The following is a 22,932-nucleotide window of genomic DNA, read 5'->3' as shown; positions in this document are numbered from 1 at the left end:
GGCCCACCAGCGGCGTGCCGATCATCACCGTGTTGCCGAAGGTCGTGGCCAGCGCCAGCACCGCCGCGCGGCGGTTGAAGCCGCACACCGCCAGCGTGCCCGCGAAGATCACGATCACGGCCAGGAAGTAGGCGGCGACGGGCGTGAAGTCCAGGTCCTGCACGTGCACCTTGCTCATGGTGCGAAACAACAGTGCCGGCGTGAGCACCAGGAACACCAGGTTCGACAGGTCCTTGGCGGCGCTGGCGCGCACCCACCCGAGCCGCCCCGCGGCGAACCCGATCGCGATCAGCGCGACGACCGGCGTGAGGGCGGAAACGACGGGGTTCACTCGGATTGACCTGCGAAACGGCCGAGCATAGCCTGAGCGCTCCCTCCACTCGCCGCCCGTCCCCATGCCTACCAGGAAGAACCCGCTGTCCGCGCGCCGCGGCGCGCTTGCCATCGCCCTGCTCGCGCTGGGCGCGCTGGCCTCGCCCGCCCGCGCGCAGGACTGGAAGCCGACGCAGCCGATCACCATCCTGGTCGGCTTCGCCCCCGGCGGCTCGGCCGACCAGATCGCGCGCCAGCTGTCCTTCGCCGCCAAGGGCATCATCCCGGTGCCGGTCGTGGTCGTGAACAAGGTCGGCGCCGCCGGCGCGATCGCCGCCCAGGCCACGGCCGAAGCCAAGCCGGACGGCTACACGCTGTTCGTCGGCGGCGGCAGCGAGACCACTTCGGTCGGCAACCACAAGGCGCTGCCGTACGACCCGCGCAAGTCCTTCGTGCCGGTGCTCAAGGTGGCGCGCGCGCCCAGCCTGCTCGTGGTGAAGGCCGACTCGAAGTACGGCGACATGCGCGCGCTGCTGGCCGAAGCCAGGCTCGCGCCCGAGAAGGTTTCCTACGGCTCCACCGGCGAAGGCGGCATCTTCCATTCCACCGCCCTGGTGCTGGAAAAGCAGACCGGCACCAAGTGGCTGCACGTGCCGTACAAGGGCGCGGCCGAAGCGATGACGGCGCTGGCCGCCGGCCAGGTCGACTCGGCGTTCGGCGCCTACGAGGAGATGAAGCCGCTGATCGATGCCGGCCGCCTGCGCCCGGTCGCCGTGTTCTCGAAGAGCCGCTCGCCCGCCCTGCCGAACGTTCCGACCATGACCGAGCTGGGCGTGCCGGTGGCGATCGACAACATGAAGGGCCTGATGGGGCCGGCCGGGTTGCCGGAGCCGGTCTACCGCTACCTGAACGACGCCTTCCGCAGGGCGGTGCAGAGCGACGCCTGGAAGGACTACGTGGCGAAGTCGGGCATCACCGTCGACTACGCCGACGGCCCGGCGTTCCAGCAGGAAATCGTCGAGGCCTACGAGACGATCGGCAAGGCGATCAGGAAGTGAGGCGGCGCGGGGCGCCGGTTACTTGACGCCGACCGCGTCGGTGACGCGGTAGTACAGGCCGTACTGGTCGTCCTCGAGCAGCGCGAAGCGCCCTTCGACGACGACCGGATCGAGCGTGTAGCGCACCGGCGTCCTGGTCTTGACCTCCACCATGCTCTCCGGGCCGCCGGGCACGCAGAAGGGGCAGGACAGCGGCACCGAGCTCAGCAGGAAGTGGGTCTGCTTCTCGCCCGGCTCCAGCGGCATCATGAAGCCCTGCACCCGCTGCGCCTTCTGCGTCAGGGCCAGGTGCTGCCGCTCGAAGACCGGCAGCGTCCGGTTCTTCTCCACCTTGGTCTTGATCGTCGTCAGCAGCGACCAGGGCACGACGTCGGTGCGCGCCGGCAGCGGCGCGAACGCGCTGTTCGGATCGTGCACGCCCGGCCCGCTGCCCATGGGCACCGGCGCGGTGACCTGGGCCGCGGCGGCAGCGGCGAGGACGGCGGCCAGCAGGCCGGCAGCAACACGTTTCATGGCTCGTTCACCTCGGATTGAGCAATTCTGCTACATCGACGCGGTACGCGCTGGCGGCCGGAATGATCGCCGCGAACGTCGCCACGCCGAGCGCCGCCACCGGAATCCAGGCCTCGGCCGGCACCCACAGATTCCCGCTCACCGGCAACGAGCGCTGGGCCGGCAGCATCGCGCCGACCAGCGCCGCCAGGCCGTGGCCGGCGGCCAGGCCCAGGACCGAGGCCAGCAGCGCCAGCCACCAGGCTTCGGCCAGCAGCAGCCCGGCGATCTTCGCCGGCCGGGCGCCCAGCATGCGCAGCATCGCGAGATCGGCGCGCCGTTCGCGCACCGCGTTCCACAGCGCGATGAAGACGCTCAAGCCGGCGGCCAGCAGCAGCACGGCGCCGAAGCCGCGCAGGACGTCCGAGCCGGCGCCGAGCATGCGCAGCAGCCGCGAGATCTCCAGCGCCGGCGCCGCGGCCTGCATGCCGGTGTTCGAATTCACATGGCGCGGAAAGGTCACCGCCGCCAGCGGCGTCCGGTAGGTCACCAGCGCCATCGTCACTTCGCGCTGCTCGTCGGCGCCGTGCGCCCGCTCGTCGCGCGGCTCGCCGGCGTGCTCGTGCACCTCCCACACCGACTCGGTCGACGTCAGGATCAGGCGATCGGCGACGCAGCCGCACGGCGGCAGCACGCCCGTCACGCGGTACGGATGATCGCCATGTCCGTGGCCGCCGCCGCCCAGCCCGTGCGAACCGGCGAAGCTGCTGCCCGGTCGCAGGCCGGTGTCCTGCGCCACGTGCGCGCCGACCACGGCTTCCATCGGCGCCTGCCAGGTCCGGCCGGCGACCGGCGCCAGCCGGTAGTGCGCCAGCCAGTCGGCGGTGGTGCCGACGATCCGAAAGCCGCGGAAGCTGTCGCCCAGGCTGAGGGGAATCACCTTCGCCACCTGGGGCAGGAGGGCCAGCTTGCGAACGTCGGCCAGTGCGATGTTGCCGGGCGGCACGTCGATGTGGAACACGCCGGCCAGGATCAGTTGCAGCGGGCTGCCCTTGGCGCCGACGACCGCATCGATGCCGGCCAGGTCGCGCTCGAATGCGCGGTCGACCTGCTCGCTCGCCAGCAGCACGAAGGCGATCGACGCCAGCCCCAGCGTCAGCAGCAGCAGGTTCAGCACCGCCGCGAGCGGCCGCGACCAGAGATAGCGAAAGGCGAGCGCCAGCGTCTTCATGCCGCGACGCCCTGCTGCGGCCGCAGCGGCGCCGCCAGCAGGTACAGGGCGGCCTCAGGCAGCGCCTCCTGGACGCGGCGGTCGTGGGTCGCGATGACCAGCGTGGCGCCGCAGCGCGCGGCCGCTTCCCGCAGCAGGCGCACCGCGCCCGCGGCCGCGGCGTCGTCGAGGCTGGCCGTCGGCTCGTCGGCCAGCACCACCCGCGGCGCCATCAGCACGCTGCGGGCCAGCGCCACCCGCTGGGCCTGGCCGCCGGAGAGTTGCGCCGGCCGCCGGTTGGCCAGGTCGGCGACGCCCAGCGCCTGCAGCGCCCGCCCGATCGCGGCCGCGTCCTCCGCCAGCCCGGCGGCATAGAAGGCGAGCGCCAGGTTGCCGTGCACGGTGAGGGCCGGCGACAGGTGCAGCCGTTGCGGCAGGAAGCCGACGTGGCGCGCCCGCCAGCGGTCGCGCTGCGCGCCGGACAGCGCGGCCAGCGGCTGCCCCGCCACGACCACCTCGCCGTCGGTCGGCGTCAGCAGGCCGGCCGCCAGCGCGAGCCAGGTCGACTTGCCCGCGCCCGAGTCGCCGCGCAGCAGCAGCGTCGCGCCCTGCGCCACGTTCAGGTCGGGAAAGGACAGCGCCGGCCCGCCCCGGTAGGCGTAGCGCAGCGAGCGCGTGCGGATCACGCCTTCACCAGCTCGGAGAAGGTGCGGCGGAACTTGGCCACCTTGGGCGCCGCCACGGCCAGGCAGTAGCCCTGGTGCGGGTTCTTCTCGAAGAAGTCCTGGTGGTATTCCTCGGCCGGCCAGTAGTTGGCCAGCGGCCGCACTTCGGTGACGATCGGCCGCCCGAACAGCTTGTCCTGGCTCATCTGCCGGATCATGTCGTCGGCGACGCGCCGCTGTTCTTCCGTCGTGTAGTAGATGCCGCTGCGGTACTGGGTGCCGACGTCGTGGCCCTGGCGATCGCGCTGGGTCGGATCGTGGACCACGAAGAAGATCTCCAGCAGCTGGCGCAGGCTGACCTGCGCCGGATCGTAGGTCAGCTTCACGACCTCGGCATGGCCGGTGCGGCCGGTGCACACGTCCTCGTAGCTGGGACGCTCCACCTGCCCGTTGCTGTAGCCGGACTCGACGTCGGTGACGCCGCGCACCTTGACGTACACCGCCTCGGTGCACCAGAAGCAGCCACCGCCCAGGACGATGGTTGGCAGGCTCTCAGGCATGAACGTCTCCACAGCTCGGAATGGCGAGGCCGGCCATCTTACGCCGCCGGCCGGCGGCGCTCCCCGGGGCGGCGCCGGCGGCCGGCGCGGCGTGCGCCGCGGCGCGAGACTGATCTGGCGCAAGAACTTCTGTTTGCGCGCTTGACGCGGACTGGCCGAAAAGTTAACATACTAACCAGTCAGTCAGTAAATATCCCCCATGGATTCTCATCCGTTGACGGACGCGCCCGTGCCGTCGCCGGCCAAGCGCGAGCGCCGCAAGGAGGCACGCCCCGGCGAGCTGCTCGCGGCCGCGCTCGAACTGTTCGTCGAGAAGGGCTTCGCCGCCGCCCGGGCCGAGGAAGTGGCCGCCCGCGCCGGCGTGTCCAAGGGCACGCTGTTCCTCTATTTCCCGAGCAAGGAGGAGTTGTTCAAGGCGGTCGTGCGCGAGAACATCTCCGGCCGCTTCGGCGAGTGGAACCAGCAGTTCCAGCACTACCAGGGCACTTCGGCCGACCTGCTGCGCACCTGCCTCGCGCTGTGGTGGGAGCGGGTGGGCGCCAGCAAGGCCTCGGGCATCAGCAAGCTGGTCATCAGCGAGGCCCGCAACTTTCCCGACCTCGCGGCGTTCTGCCAGCAGGAGGTGGTGCAGCCGTGCCACGACCTGGTGTGCCGGATCCTGCAGCGCGGGATCGAGCGCGGCGAGTTCCGAGCCGTGGACGTGCCGTACGCCGCCTTCAACATCATGGGGCCGATGGTGTTCCTGATGATGATGAAGCACTCGTTCGGGCCCTGCCTGCCGCAGGAACAGCGCCTCGACCCGCAGCGCTTCATCGACGCCCAGGTGGACACGCTGCTGCGTGGCCTGTGCGTGCGCGAGGGCGCGCCGGCCGGCGCTGCGCGCCAATGAACGCCCGCCTCGTCAAGTGGCTGGTCCTGCTGGTGCTGCCGGCATTGGTCGCGGCCGGCGCCTGGCGGGCCTGGACCGCGCGCCAGGCGCAGCAGGAGGCGATCGCGCTGGCCAGCGCCGCGCGCGAGCAGAGCGTGGTGGAGCTGGCGGCGACCGACGTGGTCACGGCGCAGCAGCGCCAGCTGGCCCAGGGGCTGCCGATCTCCGGCTCGCTGAAGGCGGTCAACTCGGCGCTGGTGAAGGCGCGCGCCGCCGGCGAACTGCAAGGGCTCACGGTGCGCGAAGGCGACACGGTGCAGGCCGGCCAGGTGATCGCCCGGGTCGAGCCGACCGAGTACCAGGCGCGGCTGCGGCAGGCCCAGGACCAGGCCGACGCCGCCCGCTCGCAGATCGAGATCGCACAGCGGCAATGGAAGAACAACCAGGCGCTGGTCGACCAGGGCTTCATCTCCAAGACCGCCCTCGACACCTCGCTGAACAACCTGCATGCGGCGCAATCGAACCACCAGGCCGCGCTGGCGGCGGTGGACGTGGCGCGCAAGAGCCTCAGCGACACCGTCGTGCGCGCGCCGATCGCCGGCGTGGTGTCGCAGCGGCTGGCGCAGCCGGGCGAGCGCGTCGCCGTCGAGGCCCGCATCGTCGAGATCGTCGACGTGAGCCGGCTCGAACTCGAGGCGGCGCTCACCCCGTCCGACTCGGTCGGCGTGCGCGTCGGCCAGCAAGCCACGCTGCAGGTCGAAGGCAGCGGCCGGCCGGTGCAGGCCAGGGTCGCGCGGATCAATCCCAGCGCCCAGCCCGGCAGCCGCAGCGTGCTCGCCTACCTCGCCGTCGAGCCAGCCGGCGGACTGCGCCAGGGCCTGTTCGCCCAAGGCACCCTGAACACCGGGACCACCACCGCGATGGCCGTGCCGCTGACCGCGCTGCGGACCGACAAGCCGGCGCCCTACGTGCAGCTGGTGGACAACGGCCGGGTGGTGCATCGCAGCGTCGAGCCCGGCGTGCGCGGCGACGCGGACAAGGAAACGATGGTCGCCGTCGCCGGCCTGGCGGAAGGGGCCATGGTGCTGCGCGGCAGCGTGGGGCCGTTGCGCGAAGGCACGGCCGTGCGCTTCACGCCGCCGGCCGCGCAGCCCGGCCGCACGGCGTCGGCGGCCAAGTCCGGGCTGTAAGCGAGCATGTGGTTCACGCGCGTCAGCCTGAGGAACCCGGTCCTGGCGACCATGGTGATGCTCGCCCTGGTGGTGCTGGGCGTGTTCTCGTACCAGCGCCTGAAGGTCGACCAGTTTCCCAACATCGACTTCCCGGTGGTCGTGATCACCGCCGAATACCCGGGCGCGGCGCCCGAGATCGTCGAGAGCGAGGTCACCAAGAAGCTGGAGGAAGGCGTCAATTCGATCGCCGGCATCAACTCGCTCTACTCGCGCACCTACGAAGGCTACGCCGTCGTCGTCATCGAGTTCCAGCTGCACATCGACGGCCGCAAGGCGGCCGAGGACGTGCGCGAGAAGGTCGCCAGCATCCGGCCGCTGCTGCGCACCGAAGTGAAGGAGCCGCGCGTGCTGCGGTTCGACCCGGCCAGCCGCGCGATCTGGTCGGTGGCCGTGCTGCCCGACGCCAGCCGCGGCCGCGCCCTCAGCGCGGTGGAACTCACCAACTGGGCCGACCAGGTCCTCAAGAAGCGGCTGGAGAACGTGCGCGGCGTCGGTTCGGTCACGCTGGTGGGCGGCACCCGGCGCGAGATCAACATCTACCTGAACCCGGCGGCGCTGGAGGCGACGGGCGTGACGACCGACCAGGTCGTGGCGGCGGTGCGCAACGAGAACCAGGACCTGCCGGTGGGCGCCGTGCGCTCGCTGGCGCAGGACCGCGTCGTCCAGATCGCCGCCCGGATGCAGCGGCCGGAGGACTTCGGCCAGATCATCGTCGCGCGCAAGGGCGCGGCCGGCGCCGCCGCCCCGGTGCGCGTGGACCAGGTCGCGCGGGTCGCCGACGGCGCCCAGGAGCTCGACAGCCTGGCGCTCTACAACGGCGAGCGCACCTTGCTGCTGACGGTGCAGAAGTCGCAGGACGAGAACACGATCCAGGTCGTCGACGGCCTGGAGAAGACGCTGCAGGAGCTGCGGGGGCAGTTGCCGCCCGGCCTGCGGCTGCAGCCGATCACCGATGCCTCGCGCCCGGTCCGGGTGGCGGTGGAGAACGTGCGCGAGACGCTGATCGAGGGCGCGCTGCTCACCGTGCTGATCGTGTTCCTGTTCCTCAATTCGTGGCGTTCCACGGTGATCACCGGCCTGACGCTGCCGATCGCCCTGATCGGCACCTTCCTGTTCATGCACGCCTTCGGCTTCACCATCAACATGGTGACGCTGATGGCGCTGTCGCTGTGCGTGGGCCTGCTGATCGACGACGCGATCGTGGTGCGCGAGAACATCGTGCGCCACGTGCAGATGGGCAAGCCGCCGTTCCAGGCGGCCCTGGAAGGCACGCAGGAGATCGGCCTGGCGGTGCTGGCGACCACCCTCTCCATCGTCGCCGTGTTCCTGCCGATCGGCTTCATGGGCGGCATCATCGGCAAGTTCTTCCACGAGTTCGGCGTCACCATCGTGGCGGCCGTGCTGATCTCGATGTTCGTCAGCTTCACGCTCGATCCGATGCTGTCCTCGGTGTGGCACGACCCGGCGATCGAGGCCCATGGCCGGGGCGGGCGCCGCGGCCTGTACGACCGCAGCATCGGCCGGGTCACGGGCTGGTTCCACGGCGCGACCGACGCGCTCGGCGCCAGCTACCAGGCGATCCTGCGCTGGTCGCTCGGCCACCGGCCGGCGACGCTGCTGGCCGCCGCGGCCGTCTTCGCGCTGAGCGTGGTCATGGTGCCGCTGCTCGGGACCGAGTTCGTGCCGAAGGCCGATTTCTCCGAGACCACGCTCAACTTCAACACGCCGGTCGGCTCCTCGCTGGAAGCGACCGAGGCGAAGGCGCGCCAGGTGGAGGCGATCCTGCGCGAGGCGCCGGAAGTGCGCTACACGCTCGCCACGATCAACACCGGCAACGCGCAGGGCAAGATCTACGCCTCGATCTACGTGCGGCTGGTGGACCGCCGCGACCGCAGCCGCAGCGTCGACGAGATGTCGACGGTGCTGCGTGAGCGCCTGAAGCAGGTGCCCGGCATCGCGGTGACCCACGTCGGGCTGCTCGACGCGGTCGCCGGCTACAAGCAGATCGAGTTCTCGCTGCTGGGCCCCGACCTCAAGGAACTGGAGCGGCTCACCAAGCTGGTCACCGAGCGCATCGGCAGCGTGCCGGGCCTGGTCGACCTCGATTCGAGCCTCAAGCCGGACAAGCCGGTGGTCGCCGTCGACGTCAAGCGCGACGTCGCCTCGGACCTGGGGCTGTCGGTGGCGCAGATCGCCGGCGCCCTGCGCACGCTGGTGGCCGGCCAGACCGTCGGCAACTGGCGCGCGCCCGACGACCAGACCTACGACGTCAACGTGCGCATGGCGCCGGAGGCTCGCACGACGCCGCAGGACCTGGAGCGCCTGCCGTTCGCGCTGGGCAGCAATGCCGACGGCACGCCGCGGATCGTCCGGCTGAACCAGGTGGCCCAGGTGCGCGAAGCGACCGGCCCCAACCAGATCAACCGGCGCGAGCTCACGCGCGAGGTGTCGGTCAGCGCGAACGCCGCGCACCGCTCGGCCGGCGAAGTCTCGGACGAGATCCGCCGCCGCGTGGAACGCATTGCCCTGCCGCCCGGCTATTCGTACAAGTTCAGCGGCTCGACCAAGAACATGGCCGAGTCGTTCGACTACGCGATGTCGGCGCTGGCGATGGCCGTGATCTTCATCTACATGATCCTGGCCAGCCAGTTCAAGAGCTTCCTGCAGCCGCTGGCGCTGATGACGGCGTTGCCGCTCACGCTGATCGGCGTGGTGCTGGCGCTGCTGGCCTTCGGCTCGACGCTGTCGATCTTCTCGATCATCGGCGTGGTGATGCTGATGGGGCTGGTGACGAAGAACGCGATCCTGCTGGTGGACTTCGCGATCCGGATGCGGGCGCAGGGCATGAACCGCACCGAGGCGCTGCTGCATGCGGCGAGGGTGCGGCTGCGCCCGATCCTGATGACGACGCTGGCGATGATCTTCGGCATGGTGCCGCTGGCCTTCGCGCTCAGCGAAGGCAGCGAGCAGCGCGCCCCGATGGGCCAGGCGGTGATCGGCGGGGTGATCACCTCGTCGCTGCTGACGCTGGTGGTGGTGCCGGTGGTGTACTGCTACCTCGACGACCTCGCCGGCTGGCTGCAGCGCCGGCGGCACGGCTCCGGCGCCGGCGCCACGGCCGTGCCGGCCTCTAGAATTGATGACATGACTTTGTGAACGGAGAAACTTCCATGACCGACATCAGCAATCCCGATTTCGCCCGCATCAACATGATCAAGCAGCAGATCCGCACCTGGTCGGTGACGGACGACGATGTGATCGGCGCGCTGTCGGCCGTGCGGCGGGAAGACTTCGTGCCGCCGGCGGAAAAGCCGCTGGCCTTCGCCGACCTGCGCATCCCGCTGCTGCAGCCGACCGAAGAGGCGCTGCAGCACGGCCAGTGCATGCTGGAGCCGAAGATCGAAGCGCGCATCCTGCAGGACCTGCAGCTCAAGCCGAGCGACAAGGTGCTGGAAGTGGGCGCCGGCTCCGGCTACATGGCGGCGCTGCTGGCCACCCGCGCCCAGCGCGTGATCACGCTGGAGCTGAACCCCCAGCTGGTCGAGATGGCCCGCGCCAACCTGCAGAAGGCCGGCATCACCAACGTCGAGGTGCGCAAGGCCGACGGCGCCAAGGGCCTGGCCGGCGAAGGCCCGTTCGACGCCATCGTGCTGAGCGGCTCGGTCGCCGAAGTGCCGGCCGCCCTGCTCTCGCAGCTGAAGATCGGCGGCCGCCTGTTCGCCGCCGTGGGCTTCGAGCCGATGATGCGGGCGACGCTGATCACCCGCACCGGCGAGAGCACCTACACCACGACCGAGCCCTGGGACCTGGTGGCGCCGCGGCTGGCGAACTTCCCCGAGCCCTCGCGCTTCCATTTCTGACGGGGCACCCGCTTGATCGACCAAGTCCGACCGGCGGATCTGCCCGCCTGGCTCCAGGCCCACGCCGGCGGCGACGCGCCGCCGATCGTGCTTGACGTGCGCGAGCCGTGGGAGGTACAGACCGCCAGCGTCGCGCCGGCCGGCTTCGAGCTGCGGCACATTCCCATGAGCCTGGTGCCGGTGCGGCTGCACGAGCTCGATCCGGCGCGGCCGGTGGCCTGCCTGTGCCACCACGGCGGGCGCAGCCAGCGGGTCGCGCTGTACCTCGCCCAGCAGGGCTTCCAGCAGCTCGCCAACGTGGCTGGCGGCATCGACGCTTGGTCGCGCGAGGTCGACCCGGGCGTGCCCCGCTACTGAAACGAGACCACGAGGAACGATCATGACCAGACTGCGGCTTCTTCCCCTGGCGCTGGCGCTCGGCGCCGCCGGCGCCGGCCCGGCGCAGGCGCAGAGCCTGCTGGACCTGTACGAATCGGCGCGGGCCTACGACGCCACGTGGCAGTCGGCCAAGGCGCAGTACGACGCCAACCTGTTCCGCGCCGAGCAGGCCAAGGCCGGCATCCTGCCGTCGGCCAACCTGGGCGCCGGCCTCAGCCGCTCCAGCTTCGAAACGACGGCGCCGCCGATCGACCGCGGCATCACGACCCAGAGCGCCACGGTCAGCGCGGCCCAGCCGCTGTACCGGCCGGCGAACTTCGCCACCTGGGAACAGGGCAAGCGCCAGGTGGAACTGGCGCAGGCGCAACTGACGGCGGCCAGCCAGGACCTGATCGTGCGCGTCAGCCAGGCCTATTTCGACGTCCTGGCGGCGCAGGACACGCTGGCCTTCGTCCAGGCGCAGAAGACGGCGGTGGCCGAGCAGCTGGCTTCGGCCAAGCGCAATTTCGAGGTCGGCACCTCGACGATCACCGACACGCGCGAGGCCCAGGCCCGGTACGACCTCGTGCTGGCGCAGGAGATCGCCGCCGAGAACGACCTGCGGGTCAAGCGGCTGGCGCTGGATGCGCTGGTCGGCAAGCCGGACGTGAAGCCGAACCCGCTGGCGCTGCCGGCCGCGCTGCCGGCGCCCGAGCCGGCGGACGTCAATGCCTGGGTCCAGCAGGGCGAGGAGAACAGCCCCTCGATCCGGCAGGCGAAGACCGGCGTCGAGATCGCGCAGCTGGAAACCGAAAAAGCCAGGGCCGGCCACAAGCCGACGCTGGACCTGACGGCCAGCTACGGCGTGAACCGCAACCCGGGCGGCAGCGCCACGGTGCCCACCAGCACGCGGGCCACGACCGGCACGGTGGGCCTGTCGTTCAACCTGCCGCTGTTCGCCGGCTTCGCGACGCAAAACCGCATCCGCGAGACGCTGTCGCTGGAAGAGCGGGCACAGGCCGATCTCGAAGCCAGCCGGCGCGCGGTGGCGCAGGCGATCCGCACCGCCTATTTCGGCCTGGTGTCGGGCCAAGGACAGGTGAAGGCGCTGGAGGCGGCGGAAGCCTCCAGCCAGAGCGCGCTGGAAGCCAACCGGCTGGGCTACCAGGTCGGCGTGCGGATCAACATCGACGTGCTGAACGCGCAGAGCCAGCTGTTCCAGACCAAGCGCGACCTGGCGCAGGCGCGCTACAACGTGCTGGTCGGCCAGCTCAAGCTGCGGCAGGCGACCGGGACGCTGCTGCCGGACGACCTCGGCCGGCTGAATGCGCTGCTGGTGAAGTGACCCGGCCTCAGCGCGCCGCTGCCCGCTGCAGCGCGAGCACGGCCGCCGCGGTCCGCTCGGCGGCGCCTTGATGCGCCGAGGCGAAGGCCAGGCCGGCGGCTGAAGCGGCGGCGCGGCGGCCGGCATCGCCGGCCAGCGCCAGGGCGGCCCGCACGCCCGCGCCGATGTCCGGCACCCGCTGCGCGGCGCCGGCCGCCTCGGCCAGCTGCGACGCTTCGGCGAAATTGAAGGTGTGCGGCCCCAGCACGACCGGGCAGCCGCAGGCCGCCGCCTCGATCAGGTTCTGCCCGCCCAGCGGCTCGAAGCTGCCGCCCAGCAGCGCGCAATCGGCCAGCCCGTAATACAGCGCCATCTCGCCGAGCGAATCGCCGATCCACAGCTCGCCCGCGGCCGGCCCATCGGTCCAGGCGCTGCGCCGCGAGACGGTGAAGCCGCGGCTGGCCGCCAGCTCGGCCACCTCGTCGAAGCGTTGCGGATGGCGCGGCACCAGCAGCCACTGCACGTCGGCGGCGGGCGCGGCGCGGATCGCGTCCAGCAGTTGCGCCTCCTCGCCTTCGCGCGAACTGGCGAACATCACGACCGGCCGCCCCAGCGCCGAGCGCCAGGCCCGGCCCCGCGCCAGTTGCTCGGCGTCCGGCGCGGCATCGAACTTGAGGTTGCCGAACACGCCCGGCCGATGCGCGCCGGCCGCCGCCAGCCGCTGGGCGTCGGCCTGGGTCTGCGCCCACACGGCGGCGAGCGCGCCGTAGGCGGGCCGGGACAGCCGCGGGAGCCGGCGCGCCTGCGCCAGCGACTTGGCGCTCAGGCGCGCATTGGCCAGCGCGAGCGGGATGCGGCGGGCCCGGCATTCGGCCACCAGGTTCGGCCAGACCTCGGTTTCCATCAGCACGCCGGCACTCGGCTGGAAGTGCCCGAGGAAGCGGCGCACGGCGCGCGGCGTGTCCCACGGCAACCACGCCTGCCGGTCGCCGGGGCGCAGCAGCCGTTCGCCTTCGGCCCAGCCGGTGGCCGTGCCGTGCGTGAGCAGCACGCGCAGGTCCGGCTGGCGCTCGCGCAGCCGCTGCAGCAGGATGCCGGCGGCCCGCGTCTCGCCGAGCGACACGGCGTGGATCCACAGGGCGCCGGGTTCGGCCGGGCTGCGATACCGGCCGAAGCGCTCGTCGATGGCGTGCAGGTAGCCGGGCTCGGCGACGCCGCGCCGGCGCAGCTTGCGGCGCAGGAACGGCTGCGCGCCGATCAGCACCAGCGAATAGAGCGGCCGGATCATCGCCCGCTGACCCCCTGCCAGGCCAGCCACACGGCATCGACCGACGGCGACGGCGCCGCGTGGACCGAGCGCTGGCGTGCCGGCCCGGCCGCCGGCGGCAACGGGCCGGTGCGCCAGGCGGTGTCGAAGTTGTAGATCTGCACATGCGGCAGGTCGAGCGCGACCGCCACATGGCTGAGGCCGCTGTCGACACCGATGACGCCGGCGCACCCGGCCAGCCGGTCGGTCAGGTGGCCGAGGTCGAGGCGCGGCCACACGTCCACCGCCGGGCCGAGCGCCTGCGCGATGCGCCGCGCGCGCTGCAGCTCCGCCTCGTCGCCGTGCGGCAGCGCGAGCCGGAAGCCGTCCGCGACCAGGCGCCGCCCCAGCTCGAGCCAGTGCGGCTCGGGCCAGCACTTGTCGGCGCGCGACGTGCCGTGGATCAGGGCGACGCTCGGGACCTCGCCCGGCTCGGCCACCGCCTGCGGGTCCGCGTGCAGGCCGAAGCGCAGCGCCGCCGGCAGCCGGTAGCCGAGGGCGCGGGCGCACAGTTCGCGCGAGCGGGTGACGGCATGCACGTGCGGCTCGAGGCGGATCGCGACGTCGGCGAGCCAGCGCGTCGGCGCCTCGTAGCTGGAACCCTCGGTGCGGTTCGCCATCGCGTACCGCCGGCCGCCGGGCGCGAGGCGCGCCGCGCGGGCGACCAGGGCCGACTTGGTGAGGCCCTGCAGGTCGATGACCGCGTCGTAGCGCTGCCCGCGCAGCTGCTCGCGAAAGACCCGCCATTCGGCGGCGGTCTGTGCGCCGAGCGGCGCGCGGCGCCAGCGCCGCAGACCGAAGCCGATGACGCGGCGCACGCCGTCACAGCGGCGCACCAGCGGCGCGAAGCCGCCCTCGACGACCCAGTCGACGACGGCGCCCGGAATCGCCGCCCGCAGATCCTGCACCGCCGGCATGGCATGGACGACGTCGCCCAGCGACGAGAGCTTGACGATGAGGATGTTCACAAGTCCGTCATTGTGGCTGACATCCACGAGCGGACCGTCGGAAACCCAGCGGCCGAACGCAGAGGACGCCGAAGTTCCGCAGAGGACGCGGAAGAACAACCAGGAATGGTGAGGATCCCGTCGTACTGCGCTGCGCGATCGGGAGCAGCGTCCGCGCGAAAGACACGTTCAAGTGCCTCCTCATTCTGCGTCCTCCGCGTCCCTTTGCGCCCTCTGCGTTCGGCTGTTGGGTCCGGCGGTTGCGTGCGGCTGTTGGGTCCGGCGCTCCTGGCTGTCAGTGCGCCGCCTGCGCGATCTGCGCGTCCGGCTTCACGCTGCGCAGCAGCGCCAGCATCTCGCCTTCGATGCGGTGCAGCGCCTCCGGTGTCTGGCCTTCGAAGCGCAGCACGAGCACCGGGGTCGTGTTCGACGCCCGCACCAGGCCGAAGCCGTCCGGCCAGTCGACCCGCACGCCGTCGATGGTCGAGACCTGCGCCGGCGGCGCGAACCGGGCGCTGGCCACGAGCCGCTGGACGAGGACGTGCGGCTCGCCTTCCGCGCACTTCACGTTCAGCTCCGGCGTCGAGAAGCTGCTGGGCAGCCCGTCGAGGACGGCGCTCGGATCGTCGGAGCGCGACAGGATCTCGAGCAGCCGCGCGCCGGCGTAGGTGCCGTCGTCGAAGCCGAACCAGCGTTCCTTGAAGAACACGTGGCCGCTCATCTCGCCGCCCAGCGGCGAATCGACTTCCTTCATCTTGGCCTTGATCAGCGAGTGGCCGGTCTTGTACATCAGCGGGACGCCGCCGGCTTCGCGGATGGCCGGCGCCAGCCGCTGCGTGCACTTCACGTCGAACAGGATGGTGCCGCCCGGCACGCGCGACAGCACGTCGCGGGCGAACAGCATCAGCTGCCGGTCCGGATAGATGTTGTTGCCGCCGCGGGTGATGATCCCGAGCCGGTCGCCGTCGCCGTCGAACGCCAGTCCCAGCTCGGCGCCATGCCGCTCGATGGCGGCGATCAGGTCCTTCAGGTTCTCCGGCTTGCTCGGGTCCGGATGGTGGTTCGGGAAATCGCCGTCGACCTCGCTGAACAGCTCGATCACCTCGCAGCCGAGGGCCCGGAAGATGCCGGGCGCCGAAGCGCCGGCGATCCCGTTGCCCGAATCGACGACGATCTTCATCGGCCGGGCCAGCTTGACGTCGCCGACGATGCGGTCGCGATACGGGGCCAGCAGGTTGACGTTGCGGACGTGGCCGGGGGCGGCGGCGGCGGCGACGCCGCTTTCCATGTGCTGGCGCAGCGCCTGGATTTCCTCGCCGTAGATGGCGCGGCCGGCCAGGACCATCTTGAAGCCGTTGTAGTCCTTCGGGTTGTGGCTGCCCGTCACCTGGATCCCGCTGGTGCACAGCGTGCTGGCGGCGAAGTAGAGCATCGGCGTCGTCGCCTGGCCGATGTCGATGACGTCGAGCCCGGCCGACTGCAGGCCCCGAATCAGGGCGGCGCTGAGGCCGGGGCCGGAGAGGCGGCCGTCGCGGCCGACGGCGACGGTGGCCTCGCCTTCGGCCCGGGCCATGGTGCCGAAGGCGCGGCCCAGCGCCTCGGCCACGGTTTCGTCCAGCGTCCCGGGGACCACGCCCCGGACGTCATAGGCCTTGAAGATGCTCGGCGAGAACTGCATGGAGGGGCTGGTTCCTGGTTGGTGGTGAACCGGAAGATTCTAGGCCGGCGGCTCGCGCGCGCATGTCCGAAAACGGCCAATGCCGGGGCCGGCGCTGCGTATGATCGCCGCCATGAGCCCCTATGCCACCGAACTGGAGCCGGACGCCTGCTACCTGGCCCTGAAGGCCAGGGACGCGCGCTTCGACGGAACGTTCTTCACCGGCGTCACCTCGACCGGGATCTACTGCCGGCCGGTCTGCCGGGTCCGCACGCCCAAGCGCGAAAACTGCCGGTTCTTCGGCCATGCGGCGCAGGCCGAGAGCGCCGGCTTTCGCCCGTGCCTGCGCTGCCGGCCCGAACTGGCGCCGCGGGCGGCCGCCTGGTCGATCCAGGATGCGAGCGCGATCCTGGCCCATCAGGCGGCGCGGCTGCTGGACGACCCGGAGTGCTGGGGCGGCGCCGTGCCCTCGGTCGAGGCGCTGGCGGCCCGGCTCGGCGTCAGCGACCGCCATCTGCGCCGCATCTTCGAGGGGCAGTTCGGCGTCTCGCCGGTGCAATACCTGCAGACGCGGCGGCTGCTGACGGCCAAGCAGCTGCTGGCGGACACGGCCCTGCCGATGACGCAGGTGGCGCTGGTCAGCGGCTACGCGAGCGTGCGCCGCTTCAACGCCACGTTCCTCGCCCACTACGGCCTCAATCCGACCCGGCTGCGGCGCGAAGGGGCCGAGCGCCACGGCCAGGGCCTGGCCGTGCGGCTCGGCTATCGCCCGCCGTACGACGCGCGCTCCATGCTGGCGTTTTTCGGCCAGCGGCAGGTCCATGGCGTCGAACTGGTGCGGGCGGCCGACGACGCCGGCAGCTTCGCACGGACGCTGGCCGTCGAGTCGGCCGGCACGGTCCACCGCGGCTGGCTGGCCGCGCAGTTCGATCCCGGCCAGAGCCACGTCGTGCTGCGGGTGGCCGACGCGCTGGTCGACGTGCTTCCGGCCGTGATCCGGCGCGTGCGCGACATGCTCGATCTCGATGCCGACCCGAAGAGCATCAACAAGGTGCTGCACCCGCATTTCCCGCAGGGCGACGGCCTGCGGGTGCCGGGCGCGGCGAGCGGCTACGAGCTGGCCGTGCGGGCCGTGCTGGGCCAGCAGATCACCGTCGCGGCGGCGCGGACGCTGGCCCAGCGGCTCGTCGACCGCTTCGGCGAGCCGATCGCGACCCCCTGGCCCGAGCTGACCCGCCTGTTTCCGGCGCCGGCCGTGCTGGCCGGCGCCGGCGGCGACGCCCTGGGGCAGCTGGGCATCGTGCGCCAGCGGCAGGCGGCGATCGTCGCCATCGCCCGGGCCGTGCACGAGCGGCGGCTGCAGCTGCACGCCGGGGCCGATCTGGCGGCGACGGTCGCCGCGCTGACCCAGCTTCCGGGCATCGGCGACTGGACGGCGCAATACATCGCGATGCGGGCGCTGCGCTGGCCGGATGCCTTCCCGGCCGGCGACGTGGCGCTGCACAAGGCGTTGGGCGTGCAGGGCGAGCCGCGGCCGGCCGCGGCGGCCCTGGCCGCTTCCGAAGCATGGCGGCCGTGGCGCAGCTATGCCGTCATCCGCGCCTGGCACGGGCTGGGCGCCGGCCAGCCGGCCCGCCCCGCGGGCCGCGCCGCCCGCGCCGGGGGCACCCGCCCGGCGGCGCCGGCCGCCCTTCCCCAGGAGTCCTCATGAATACCCCCTCCCCGCTGGTGCAGGTCCGCTACGCCGGCCCGCTCGGCCCGATGATCCTGGCCGCCAGCGAGCGCGGACTGGCCGGGGCCTGGTTCGACGGCCAGCGCCATCTGCCGGATTGTTCGCCGTGGCCGGAGGCGGCCGGGCACCCGGTGCTGCAGCAGGCAGTGGCGCAGTTCGCCGCCTACTTCGCCGGCACGCGGGCCAGCTTCGATCTGCCGCTGGACCTGGCGCGCGGCACCGCGTTCCAGCAAGCCGTCTGGCGCGCGCTGTTGACGGTCCGGCGCGGCGAGACCATCAGCTATTCGGCCCTGGGCCGGCGGGCCGGCTGCCCGGCGGCGGTGCGGGCGGTCGGCGCCGCGGTCGGCCGCAACCCCCTGAGCGTCGTCGTGCCGTGCCATCGCGTGCTCGGCGCGGACGGATCGCTGACCGGCTACGCCGGCGGCCTGGACCGCAAGCGGGCGCTGCTGCAACTGGAAGGCGCCGCATGACGCAGGTCGACAAGGCGCTCGCCGGCGCGGCCGCCGGCGCCGCCCCCCGCCAGTGGCTCGCGGAATTCGTGCTGCTGGGCGCGATCTGGGGCTCCTCGTTCCTGTTCATGCGCATCGCGACGGTGGAGTTCGGCGTGATCGCGACGGCCGCGGTGCGGGTGATGGTGGCGACGCTCTGCCTGCTGCCGCTGGTGTTCCTGCGCGGCGTCGGCGCGCAGTTCGCCCGGCACTGGAAGACCGCCTGCGTGCTGGGGCTGCTGAATTCGGCGATTCCGTTCGCGTGCTTTTCCTTCGCGCTGCTGTCGATCACGACCGGCCTGTCCGCGATCCTCAATGCCACGGTGCCGCTGTTCGGCGCGCTCGTGGCGTGGGCGTGGCTGGGCGAACGGCCCACCGGCTCGCGGATGCTGGGGCTGGCGATCGGCTTTGCCGGCGTGGCGCTGCTGGCCTGGGACCAGGCCAGCTTCAAGCCGGGCGCCAACGGCATCGCTCCGGCCTGGGCGGTGCTCGCCTGCCTGGTCGCGACGCTGTGCTATGCGGTGGCGGCCAGCGCGACGAAGCGCTATCTCGCCGGCGTGCCGGCGATGGTGACGGCGGCGGGCAGCCAGCTCGGCGCCGCGCTCGGCCTCGCCCTGCCGGCGCTGTGGTTCTGGCCGGCGCGCCTGCCCGGCACGTCGGCCTGGCTGGCCGTGATCGCGCTCGGCGTCGCCTGTACCGGCGTGGCCTATGTCCTGTATTTCCGGCTGATCGAGCACGCCGGGCCGTCGCGGGCGCTGGCCGTGACCTTCCTGGTGCCGGTGTTCGCCGTGTGCTACGGCGCGCTGTTCCTGGCCGAGGCGATCACCGCGCGCATGGTGCTGTGCGGCGCGATCGTGCTGGGCGGCACGGCGTTGTCGACCGGATGGGTGAAACTGGGGCGGCGGCGCTGACGCCGGCCCCTCAGAACCGCGGCAGGTCCTTCAGCGTCCGCCCCGGCGCCTCCGGCTCCAGGGCCAGCGTCTCGGTGCCTTCGGGCAGCACGTCCACCTTGACTTCGGGGCCGGCCTCCAGGCCCCCGCATTCGGCCGGAAAGAGGCTGATCACGGTGTCGCCTTCCACCAGCCGGTCGACCACCTCGGTGAGCCGGGTGGGCGCCGGGCGCAGGTCCCAGCGCGCCTGCGAGCTGTCGATCAGGCCCATCATCGCCTCGACGATCTGGGCCCCGGCGTAGCGCACCGCGGTGATGCCGTAAGTCGCTTTCTCAACCATGCGGCTGATTGTGGCCAGCCGCGCTGGCCCGGCGATAAGGCAATGGCCACAGCTGCCGTGGGACCGTGCCTACGGCCGCGGCCGGCGTGCCGGGGCGACGCTACACTGCTGCGCTCGCGGTCCGCGCATGCATTCCCTCGCACCCACCCCTGCCGCGCCGGCGGCGCCGGCCCTGCCGAAGGCGCATGCCCGCCGCCTGCGCGAGGTCTGGCGCTCCGCCGGCTGGCCCTGCCAGGATCCGATCGAGATCGACCTGCTCGCCGCCGGCCTGCTCGATCGCGTGCACTCGCCGTCCGGCCACGAGACGCTGCGCGTCACCGACGCCGGCATCCAGCTGCTGGCGGCGACCCTGGCCGGCCACCGCGCCGCGTTCTCGGCCCACGAGGCGCTGGTGCAGCGGGTGGCGCAGGAGATGGGCCGCGCCGGCCGGGTGGCCTGGCGCGGGCTCGCGCTGCGCGCGCGGGTGCCGTGCGACGGCGACGCGACCCGTTGGTGCATGGCCAAACCCGACGTCTTCTCGATCCGCAACACCAGCGTGGCGAGCTACGTCGACCCGATCGTCCACGAAGTGAAGGTGCGCCGCGCCGACCTGCTGGGCGACCTGCGCAACGCCGCCAAGCGCGCGGCCTACCTCGATCTGGGCGAGTGCTGGTACGTCCTCGGCTGCGATGCCAGGGGCCGCTGCATTGCGGACCCCGACGAAGTGCCGCCCGAATGCGGCGTGCTGGTGGCCGACAACGGGCGGCTGGTCGCCGCGCGGGCGGCGCCGCGCCGCCACCGCAGCGACCTGCCGTTCGGAGTCTGGATGGCACTGGCGAAGGCGGCGCCGGAATGCGGGCGCGACGAAGCCGAGCAACCATTGCTGGGGCCGGCCGAGGGCGCGCCTTAGGCGGCGCGCTACTGCTTCGGGTGTTCCGACTTGCCCGGCGGCGGCGTGCGCACGCGGCCCTTCTCGGGGTCGCTTTCCTCGTGCTGCAACGGCTCCGGATTCACCGGCTTGGGCGCTTCCGTCGGCGGCGCGACGGGCGGGGTGCTGCTCATCTCACTCGAGGCCCCGCCGCACCTGGTCACCGTCGGGCGCCCGCGCCTCGCCGGGCTGGGTGCCGTCGGCATCGTGGTCGTCCGATGGAATGTCGTCTTCCATCGCCTGCTCAGGTTCTTCCTTGTGCTGGCCGTGCTCCGGCGGCACGCGGCCGGGCGCCGTGACTTGGTTCATCGGTCCTCCTCAGATGGTGGGCGGCTTGCCGCGCGGGTCTTCCGGCTCGGCCGGCGGCAGCGCCGGGCCGAACTCGGGCTCCACCGGCAGCTGGCTCGGATTGAGCGCGTCGCCCTCTTCCTCGGGCGGCTGCGGTTCGGGTTCGACGGGATGGGTCGCCATGGCAGCGCTCACTGGCTCGCCGGCGGCACCGGACCGGCCGGCGCTTCGTCGCCAGCCCCGGCCGGCGGCGGCGGCGAGAAACCGTCGTCGAGCTGCGCCGGCGCCGGTTCGTGATCGTGCAGACTGGGATCGATGTCGTAGGGAATCATGCGAACTCCTTTGCCGGATCGATCGTGGCAGCCGCGGCGGGCCGGCCCGCTCGGCCAAGGCGCCGCGGTGCTGTGGGCGCGCGCCGACGGCCGGCGTGTCGCGGCACCTCAGTTCTCGTGCGTGATCCGCTGCGCCTCGCGCCGCACCACGGTGCTCGGCTCGTGGGTGAAGGGCAGCCGCGGCAGGCCGATCAGCTCCTGCAGCTGGGCATGCGCGCGATCCATGTCGGCGCCGATCATCGCCAGCGCGACCTCGTGGCCCGGCTCGTTCTTGGCGATGTCGAGGTACGCGGCGCGCAGGCGCTGGTAGTCCTCCTCGGCCCGGGCGACTTCTTTTTGCAGGGCTTGCACCCGCGTGTGTTCGGAACGGCTGTAGCGCATGGTTGAAGCTTGCTGAGCCAGCCCCCCCGACGGCCCGCGGAGCATGCAGTCGCGGCGCGCACGACGACATTGCCGCACGCAGGGTGTGCTCATTGAAATCCATGCTAGTGAGCGGCCCGCAACACCCTTGTAGGACAAGCCAGACAGGTCGCGCAGGCGCACGCCGTCCCGCCACTTTTCGCACCAGAGCTTGGCTACGATCTGCGTTCGACATCAACGAACCCGCACGCCATCCACGCGCATGTCCTTTCCGAAGAACTCCGCCAATCACTTCGAAGCGCTCGATGGATGGCGCGGCCTGTGCGCGTGCCTGGTGGCGCTGTTCCACTTCCACGGCACCAGCCCGATCTACAGCTGGGACCTGATCCGCAACAGCTACCTGTTCGTGGACTTCTTCTTCGTGCTGAGCGGCTTCGTGATCGCCTGGAACTACGGCAGCCGCCTGGCGACCTGGGCCGACGTGCGGCAGTTCCTGGTGCTGCGCGTGGGCCGTCTCTATCCGCTGCACATCTTCATGCTGTTCCTGCTGCTGGCATGGGAGACGTCCAAGCTGGTCATCGGCCGCATCAGCCCGCCGGGACCGGAAGCCTTCGTCGGCGAGAACCAGCCCGCGACCGTGCTGAGCAACATCTTCCTGGTGCAAAGCCTGCACCTGAACGACGGCCTGTCGTGGAACGCGCCGAGCTGGTCGATCAGCACCGAACTGTGGGCCTACGTCGTGTTCGCGCTGGTGTCGGTGATGGTCGGCCTGCGCAACTGGATGCTCTGGCTGGTGGCGCTGGCCGCCCCGCTGGTCCTGCTGTCGGTGACGAGCACCGGCATGGACGTGACCTACGACTGGGGCCTGGTGCGCTGCCTGTTCGGCTTCGCGCTGGGCGTGGCCTGCGCGCGCATGCACCGGCGCCGCACCCAGGCCGCCACCGGTCCGGCCCCCTGGGCGGCGACGGCGCTCGAAAGCCTGGCGCTGGTCGCCGTGGTGTGGTTCGTCTCGTTCGCCGGCAAGAGCAACTGGTCGATCCTCGCGCCGTTTCTGTTCGCGGCGGCGGTGCTCGTCTTCGCCGGCGAGGGCGGCTGGTGGAGCCGGCTGCTGCAGCAGCCGCTGTTCAAGTGGCTGGGCACGCTGTCGTACTCGATCTACCTCACGCACTACTTCTTCGTGATGCTGCTGCCGGTCTTCGTCAAACGCATCCTTCACGTCGACCTGTGGACGCCGGTGGCGCTGCCGACCGGCGAAACGGCGCTCCTGTACGGCCGCAACGAGCTGCAGGGGACGCTGTTCTACCTGCTGGTGCTCGGGCTCACGATCGCGTTCAGCGCGCTGACCTACCGCTGGGTCGAGACGCCGGGGCGCGACTGGAGCCGCGCCTGGGCCAAGCGGCTCGCCGCCCGGGGCCGCGCCGCCGCGGCCGCGCCGGCCCGCGTCCCCAGCCCTTGACGAGCCGCAGAACCACGAGCCGTGCCATGCAGCCCAGCTCAGCACCAAGAGGCCATCTGCGGGCGGTGAAGCCGCCCGTCGACGACGTTGCCAACCGTTGCACCGGGGACATTCGCGTGTCGCAAGCAGCTGCGATCGTTCGGCAGCCGATGCGGCGCGACCAGCTCGCTCATGCACGCGGGGACGGTCGCGGCGCACCGTGCTGGCGTCTCCCGGATAGCCTGAAAGAGCCAGCCGCGGCAGCCCTATTCGAGGGGGCACTGCCGCAAAATTCCGTTTCAACGGACCCAG

The 22,932-nt window shown here is 71.9% G+C and carries 26 protein-coding genes; 12 read left to right on the top strand and 14 right to left on the bottom strand.

The annotated features are described in order from the left end of the window. Nucleotides 1-331, bottom strand: a 331-nt coding sequence (locus tag VNT59_RS10050; protein ID WP_325498206.1) for an AEC family transporter, incomplete at its 3' end; no start/stop codon positions are given. A 64-nt stretch (nt 332-395) separates the two neighbouring features. On the opposite strand from VNT59_RS10050, the gene VNT59_RS10045 reads away from it, so the two are divergent. Further along, nucleotides 396-1,370 (top strand): tripartite tricarboxylate transporter substrate binding protein, encoded by a 975-nt coding sequence (locus VNT59_RS10045; RefSeq protein WP_325498204.1) that lies wholly within the window; start codon nt 396-398, stop codon nt 1,368-1,370. Nucleotides 1,371-1,388: 18 nt separating this feature from the next. On the opposite strand, the gene VNT59_RS10040 is transcribed toward VNT59_RS10045, so the two are convergent. The 4 genes from VNT59_RS10040 to msrA are packed head-to-tail and all read right to left on the bottom strand — an operon-like array spanning nt 1,389 to nt 4,297. Then, nucleotides 1,389-1,883: a hypothetical protein gene (locus VNT59_RS10040; RefSeq protein ID WP_325498202.1), complete on the bottom strand. Its 495-nt coding sequence runs from the start codon at nt 1,881-1,883 to the stop codon at nt 1,389-1,391. 7 nt (nt 1,884-1,890) lie between these two features. Beyond that, a complete protein-coding gene (locus VNT59_RS10035) occupies nt 1,891-3,093 on the bottom strand; it encodes an ABC transporter permease (RefSeq protein WP_325498201.1) in 1,203 nt (400 codons plus the stop codon). Next, entirely contained in the window at nt 3,090-3,758 is a 669-nt protein-coding gene (locus tag VNT59_RS10030) for an ABC transporter ATP-binding protein (RefSeq protein WP_325498199.1), read from the bottom strand. Before VNT59_RS10030 ends, VNT59_RS10035 begins: the two co-directional genes overlap by 4 nt. Further along, nucleotides 3,755-4,297, bottom strand: coding sequence for a peptide-methionine (S)-S-oxide reductase MsrA (msrA, locus tag VNT59_RS10025; RefSeq protein ID WP_325498197.1), 543 nt, complete (start codon nt 4,295-4,297; stop codon nt 3,755-3,757). The genes VNT59_RS10030 and msrA overlap by 4 nt, the downstream gene beginning before the upstream one ends. Before the next feature lie 199 nt (nt 4,298-4,496). Here msrA and VNT59_RS10020 point away from each other — a divergent pair, with 199 nt between their 5' ends. From VNT59_RS10020 to VNT59_RS09995, 6 genes are read left to right on the top strand one after another with little or no spacing between them, the layout of a single operon-like run. Further along, on the top strand, nt 4,497-5,186 hold the full coding sequence (locus VNT59_RS10020; RefSeq protein ID WP_325498195.1) for a TetR/AcrR family transcriptional regulator: 690 nt from the start codon (nt 4,497-4,499) through the stop codon (nt 5,184-5,186). Next, nucleotides 5,183-6,355, top strand: a complete 1,173-nt coding sequence (locus VNT59_RS10015; protein ID WP_325498194.1) for an efflux RND transporter periplasmic adaptor subunit — start codon at nt 5,183-5,185, stop codon at nt 6,353-6,355. Before VNT59_RS10020 ends, VNT59_RS10015 begins: the two co-directional genes overlap by 4 nt. Before the next feature lie 6 nt (nt 6,356-6,361). Then, nucleotides 6,362-9,553, top strand: a complete 3,192-nt coding sequence (locus VNT59_RS10010; RefSeq protein WP_325498192.1) for an efflux RND transporter permease subunit — start codon at nt 6,362-6,364, stop codon at nt 9,551-9,553. Between the two features lie 14 nt (nt 9,554-9,567). After that, nucleotides 9,568-10,257 carry a protein-L-isoaspartate O-methyltransferase gene (locus VNT59_RS10005; RefSeq protein WP_325498190.1) on the top strand — a complete coding sequence of 230 codons (690 nt, stop codon included), beginning with the start codon at nt 9,568-9,570 and terminating at the stop codon, nt 10,255-10,257. Between the two features lie 12 nt (nt 10,258-10,269). Beyond that, a complete protein-coding gene (locus VNT59_RS10000; RefSeq protein ID WP_325498187.1) occupies nt 10,270-10,614 on the top strand; it encodes a rhodanese-like domain-containing protein in 345 nt (114 codons plus the stop codon). Nucleotides 10,615-10,636: 22 nt separating this feature from the next. After that, entirely contained in the window at nt 10,637-11,959 is a 1,323-nt protein-coding gene (locus VNT59_RS09995; protein ID WP_325498186.1) for a TolC family outer membrane protein, read from the top strand. Between the two features lie 7 nt (nt 11,960-11,966). Here VNT59_RS09995 and VNT59_RS09990 read toward each other — a convergent pair whose 3' ends face one another. The 3 genes from VNT59_RS09990 to VNT59_RS09980 all read right to left on the bottom strand — a co-directional run bounded on the left by VNT59_RS09990 (nt 11,967) and on the right by VNT59_RS09980 (nt 15,869). Then, nucleotides 11,967-13,226, bottom strand: a complete 1,260-nt coding sequence (locus VNT59_RS09990; RefSeq protein ID WP_325498185.1) for a 3-deoxy-D-manno-octulosonic acid transferase — start codon at nt 13,224-13,226, stop codon at nt 11,967-11,969. Then, complete coding sequence (gene waaC, locus VNT59_RS09985; protein WP_325498184.1) at nt 13,223-14,212, bottom strand: lipopolysaccharide heptosyltransferase I; 990 nt, start codon at nt 14,210-14,212, stop codon at nt 13,223-13,225. Before waaC ends, VNT59_RS09990 begins: the two co-directional genes overlap by 4 nt. A 274-nt stretch (nt 14,213-14,486) precedes the next feature. Further along, nucleotides 14,487-15,869 (bottom strand): phosphomannomutase/phosphoglucomutase, encoded by a 1,383-nt coding sequence (locus tag VNT59_RS09980; protein ID WP_325498183.1) that lies wholly within the window; start codon nt 15,867-15,869, stop codon nt 14,487-14,489. Nucleotides 15,870-15,981: 112 nt separating this feature from the next. On the opposite strand from VNT59_RS09980, the gene VNT59_RS09975 reads away from it, so the two are divergent. The 3 genes from VNT59_RS09975 to VNT59_RS09965 are packed head-to-tail and all read left to right on the top strand — an operon-like array spanning nt 15,982 to nt 18,979. Further along, nucleotides 15,982-17,559 carry a DNA-3-methyladenine glycosylase 2 family protein gene (locus tag VNT59_RS09975; protein WP_325498182.1) on the top strand — a complete coding sequence of 526 codons (1,578 nt, stop codon included), beginning with the start codon at nt 15,982-15,984 and terminating at the stop codon, nt 17,557-17,559. Further along, nucleotides 17,556-18,050, top strand: a complete 495-nt coding sequence (locus VNT59_RS09970) for a methylated-DNA--[protein]-cysteine S-methyltransferase (protein ID WP_325498181.1) — start codon at nt 17,556-17,558, stop codon at nt 18,048-18,050. Before VNT59_RS09975 ends, VNT59_RS09970 begins: the two co-directional genes overlap by 4 nt. Then, complete coding sequence (locus VNT59_RS09965) at nt 18,047-18,979, top strand: DMT family transporter (protein WP_325498180.1); 933 nt, start codon at nt 18,047-18,049, stop codon at nt 18,977-18,979. The genes VNT59_RS09970 and VNT59_RS09965 overlap by 4 nt, the downstream gene beginning before the upstream one ends. A 10-nt stretch (nt 18,980-18,989) precedes the next feature. Here VNT59_RS09965 and VNT59_RS09960 read toward each other — a convergent pair whose 3' ends face one another. Continuing rightward, entirely contained in the window at nt 18,990-19,298 is a 309-nt protein-coding gene (locus VNT59_RS09960; RefSeq protein ID WP_325498179.1) for a hypothetical protein, read from the bottom strand. Nucleotides 19,299-19,425: 127 nt separating this feature from the next. Here VNT59_RS09960 and VNT59_RS09955 point away from each other — a divergent pair, with 127 nt between their 5' ends. Next, nucleotides 19,426-20,187: a hypothetical protein gene (locus VNT59_RS09955; protein WP_325498178.1), complete on the top strand. Its 762-nt coding sequence runs from the start codon at nt 19,426-19,428 to the stop codon at nt 20,185-20,187. Nucleotides 20,188-20,195: 8 nt separating this feature from the next. On the opposite strand, the gene VNT59_RS09950 is transcribed toward VNT59_RS09955, so the two are convergent. The 5 genes from VNT59_RS09950 to VNT59_RS09930 form a co-directional block, all read right to left on the bottom strand. After that, on the bottom strand, nt 20,196-20,339 hold the full coding sequence (locus VNT59_RS09950) for a hypothetical protein (protein ID WP_325498177.1): 144 nt from the start codon (nt 20,337-20,339) through the stop codon (nt 20,196-20,198). A 1-nt stretch (nt 20,340) separates the two neighbouring features. Next, nucleotides 20,341-20,514: a hypothetical protein gene (locus tag VNT59_RS09945; RefSeq protein WP_325498176.1), complete on the bottom strand. Its 174-nt coding sequence runs from the start codon at nt 20,512-20,514 to the stop codon at nt 20,341-20,343. A gap of 9 nt (nt 20,515-20,523) precedes the next feature. Beyond that, nucleotides 20,524-20,676 carry a stereocilin gene (locus VNT59_RS09940; RefSeq protein ID WP_325498175.1) on the bottom strand — a complete coding sequence of 51 codons (153 nt, stop codon included), beginning with the start codon at nt 20,674-20,676 and terminating at the stop codon, nt 20,524-20,526. 8 nt (nt 20,677-20,684) lie between these two features. Continuing rightward, nucleotides 20,685-20,825, bottom strand: a complete 141-nt coding sequence (locus VNT59_RS09935) for a hypothetical protein (protein WP_325498174.1) — start codon at nt 20,823-20,825, stop codon at nt 20,685-20,687. Nucleotides 20,826-20,933: 108 nt separating this feature from the next. After that, nucleotides 20,934-21,206 (bottom strand): hypothetical protein, encoded by a 273-nt coding sequence (locus VNT59_RS09930; protein ID WP_325498173.1) that lies wholly within the window; start codon nt 21,204-21,206, stop codon nt 20,934-20,936. A gap of 241 nt (nt 21,207-21,447) precedes the next feature. On the opposite strand from VNT59_RS09930, the gene VNT59_RS09925 reads away from it, so the two are divergent. Further along, nucleotides 21,448-22,641 carry an acyltransferase gene (locus VNT59_RS09925; protein ID WP_325498172.1) on the top strand — a complete coding sequence of 398 codons (1,194 nt, stop codon included), beginning with the start codon at nt 21,448-21,450 and terminating at the stop codon, nt 22,639-22,641. Nucleotides 22,642-22,932: the final 291 nt, after the last annotated feature.

The sequence above is a fragment of the Ramlibacter sp. genome (genome assembly GCF_035554825.1).
Lineage (GTDB): Bacteria > Pseudomonadota > Gammaproteobacteria > Burkholderiales > Burkholderiaceae_C > Ramlibacter.
The sequence above is the reverse complement of the archived record's forward strand: the minus strand, read 5'-3'. Positions and strand labels throughout refer to the sequence as shown.

What these genes read in the sequence shown, in the direction of transcription:
- VNT59_RS10045 (WP_325498204.1), top strand. Translation starts at nt 396, where the DNA reads ATGCCTACCAGGAAGAACCCGCTGTCCGCGCGCCGCGGCGCGCTTGCC.
- VNT59_RS10040 (WP_325498202.1), bottom strand. Translation starts at nt 1,883, where the DNA reads ATGAAACGTGTTGCTGCCGGCCTGCTGGCCGCCGTCCTCGCCGCTGCC.
- VNT59_RS10035 (WP_325498201.1), bottom strand. Translation starts at nt 3,093, where the DNA reads ATGAAGACGCTGGCGCTCGCCTTTCGCTATCTCTGGTCGCGGCCGCTC.
- msrA (WP_325498197.1), bottom strand. Translation starts at nt 4,297, where the DNA reads ATGCCTGAGAGCCTGCCAACCATCGTCCTGGGCGGTGGCTGCTTCTGG.
- VNT59_RS10020 (WP_325498195.1), top strand. Translation starts at nt 4,497, where the DNA reads ATGGATTCTCATCCGTTGACGGACGCGCCCGTGCCGTCGCCGGCCAAG.
- VNT59_RS10015 (WP_325498194.1), top strand. Translation starts at nt 5,183, where the DNA reads ATGAACGCCCGCCTCGTCAAGTGGCTGGTCCTGCTGGTGCTGCCGGCA.
- VNT59_RS10010 (WP_325498192.1), top strand. Translation starts at nt 6,362, where the DNA reads ATGTGGTTCACGCGCGTCAGCCTGAGGAACCCGGTCCTGGCGACCATG.
- VNT59_RS10005 (WP_325498190.1), top strand. Translation starts at nt 9,568, where the DNA reads ATGACCGACATCAGCAATCCCGATTTCGCCCGCATCAACATGATCAAG.
- VNT59_RS09995 (WP_325498186.1), top strand. Translation starts at nt 10,637, where the DNA reads ATGACCAGACTGCGGCTTCTTCCCCTGGCGCTGGCGCTCGGCGCCGCC.
- VNT59_RS09990 (WP_325498185.1), bottom strand. Translation starts at nt 13,226, where the DNA reads ATGATCCGGCCGCTCTATTCGCTGGTGCTGATCGGCGCGCAGCCGTTC.
- VNT59_RS09980 (WP_325498183.1), bottom strand. Translation starts at nt 15,869, where the DNA reads ATGCAGTTCTCGCCGAGCATCTTCAAGGCCTATGACGTCCGGGGCGTG.
- VNT59_RS09975 (WP_325498182.1), top strand. Translation starts at nt 15,982, where the DNA reads ATGAGCCCCTATGCCACCGAACTGGAGCCGGACGCCTGCTACCTGGCC.
- VNT59_RS09970 (WP_325498181.1), top strand. Translation starts at nt 17,556, where the DNA reads ATGAATACCCCCTCCCCGCTGGTGCAGGTCCGCTACGCCGGCCCGCTC.
- VNT59_RS09965 (WP_325498180.1), top strand. Translation starts at nt 18,047, where the DNA reads ATGACGCAGGTCGACAAGGCGCTCGCCGGCGCGGCCGCCGGCGCCGCC.
- VNT59_RS09960 (WP_325498179.1), bottom strand. Translation starts at nt 19,298, where the DNA reads ATGGTTGAGAAAGCGACTTACGGCATCACCGCGGTGCGCTACGCCGGG.
- VNT59_RS09955 (WP_325498178.1), top strand. Translation starts at nt 19,426, where the DNA reads ATGCATTCCCTCGCACCCACCCCTGCCGCGCCGGCGGCGCCGGCCCTG.
- VNT59_RS09950 (WP_325498177.1), bottom strand. Translation starts at nt 20,339, where the DNA reads ATGAGCAGCACCCCGCCCGTCGCGCCGCCGACGGAAGCGCCCAAGCCG.
- VNT59_RS09945 (WP_325498176.1), bottom strand. Translation starts at nt 20,514, where the DNA reads ATGAACCAAGTCACGGCGCCCGGCCGCGTGCCGCCGGAGCACGGCCAG.
- VNT59_RS09940 (WP_325498175.1), bottom strand. Translation starts at nt 20,676, where the DNA reads ATGGCGACCCATCCCGTCGAACCCGAACCGCAGCCGCCCGAGGAAGAG.
- VNT59_RS09935 (WP_325498174.1), bottom strand. Translation starts at nt 20,825, where the DNA reads ATGATTCCCTACGACATCGATCCCAGTCTGCACGATCACGAACCGGCG.
- VNT59_RS09930 (WP_325498173.1), bottom strand. Translation starts at nt 21,206, where the DNA reads ATGCGCTACAGCCGTTCCGAACACACGCGGGTGCAAGCCCTGCAAAAA.
- VNT59_RS09925 (WP_325498172.1), top strand. Translation starts at nt 21,448, where the DNA reads ATGTCCTTTCCGAAGAACTCCGCCAATCACTTCGAAGCGCTCGATGGA.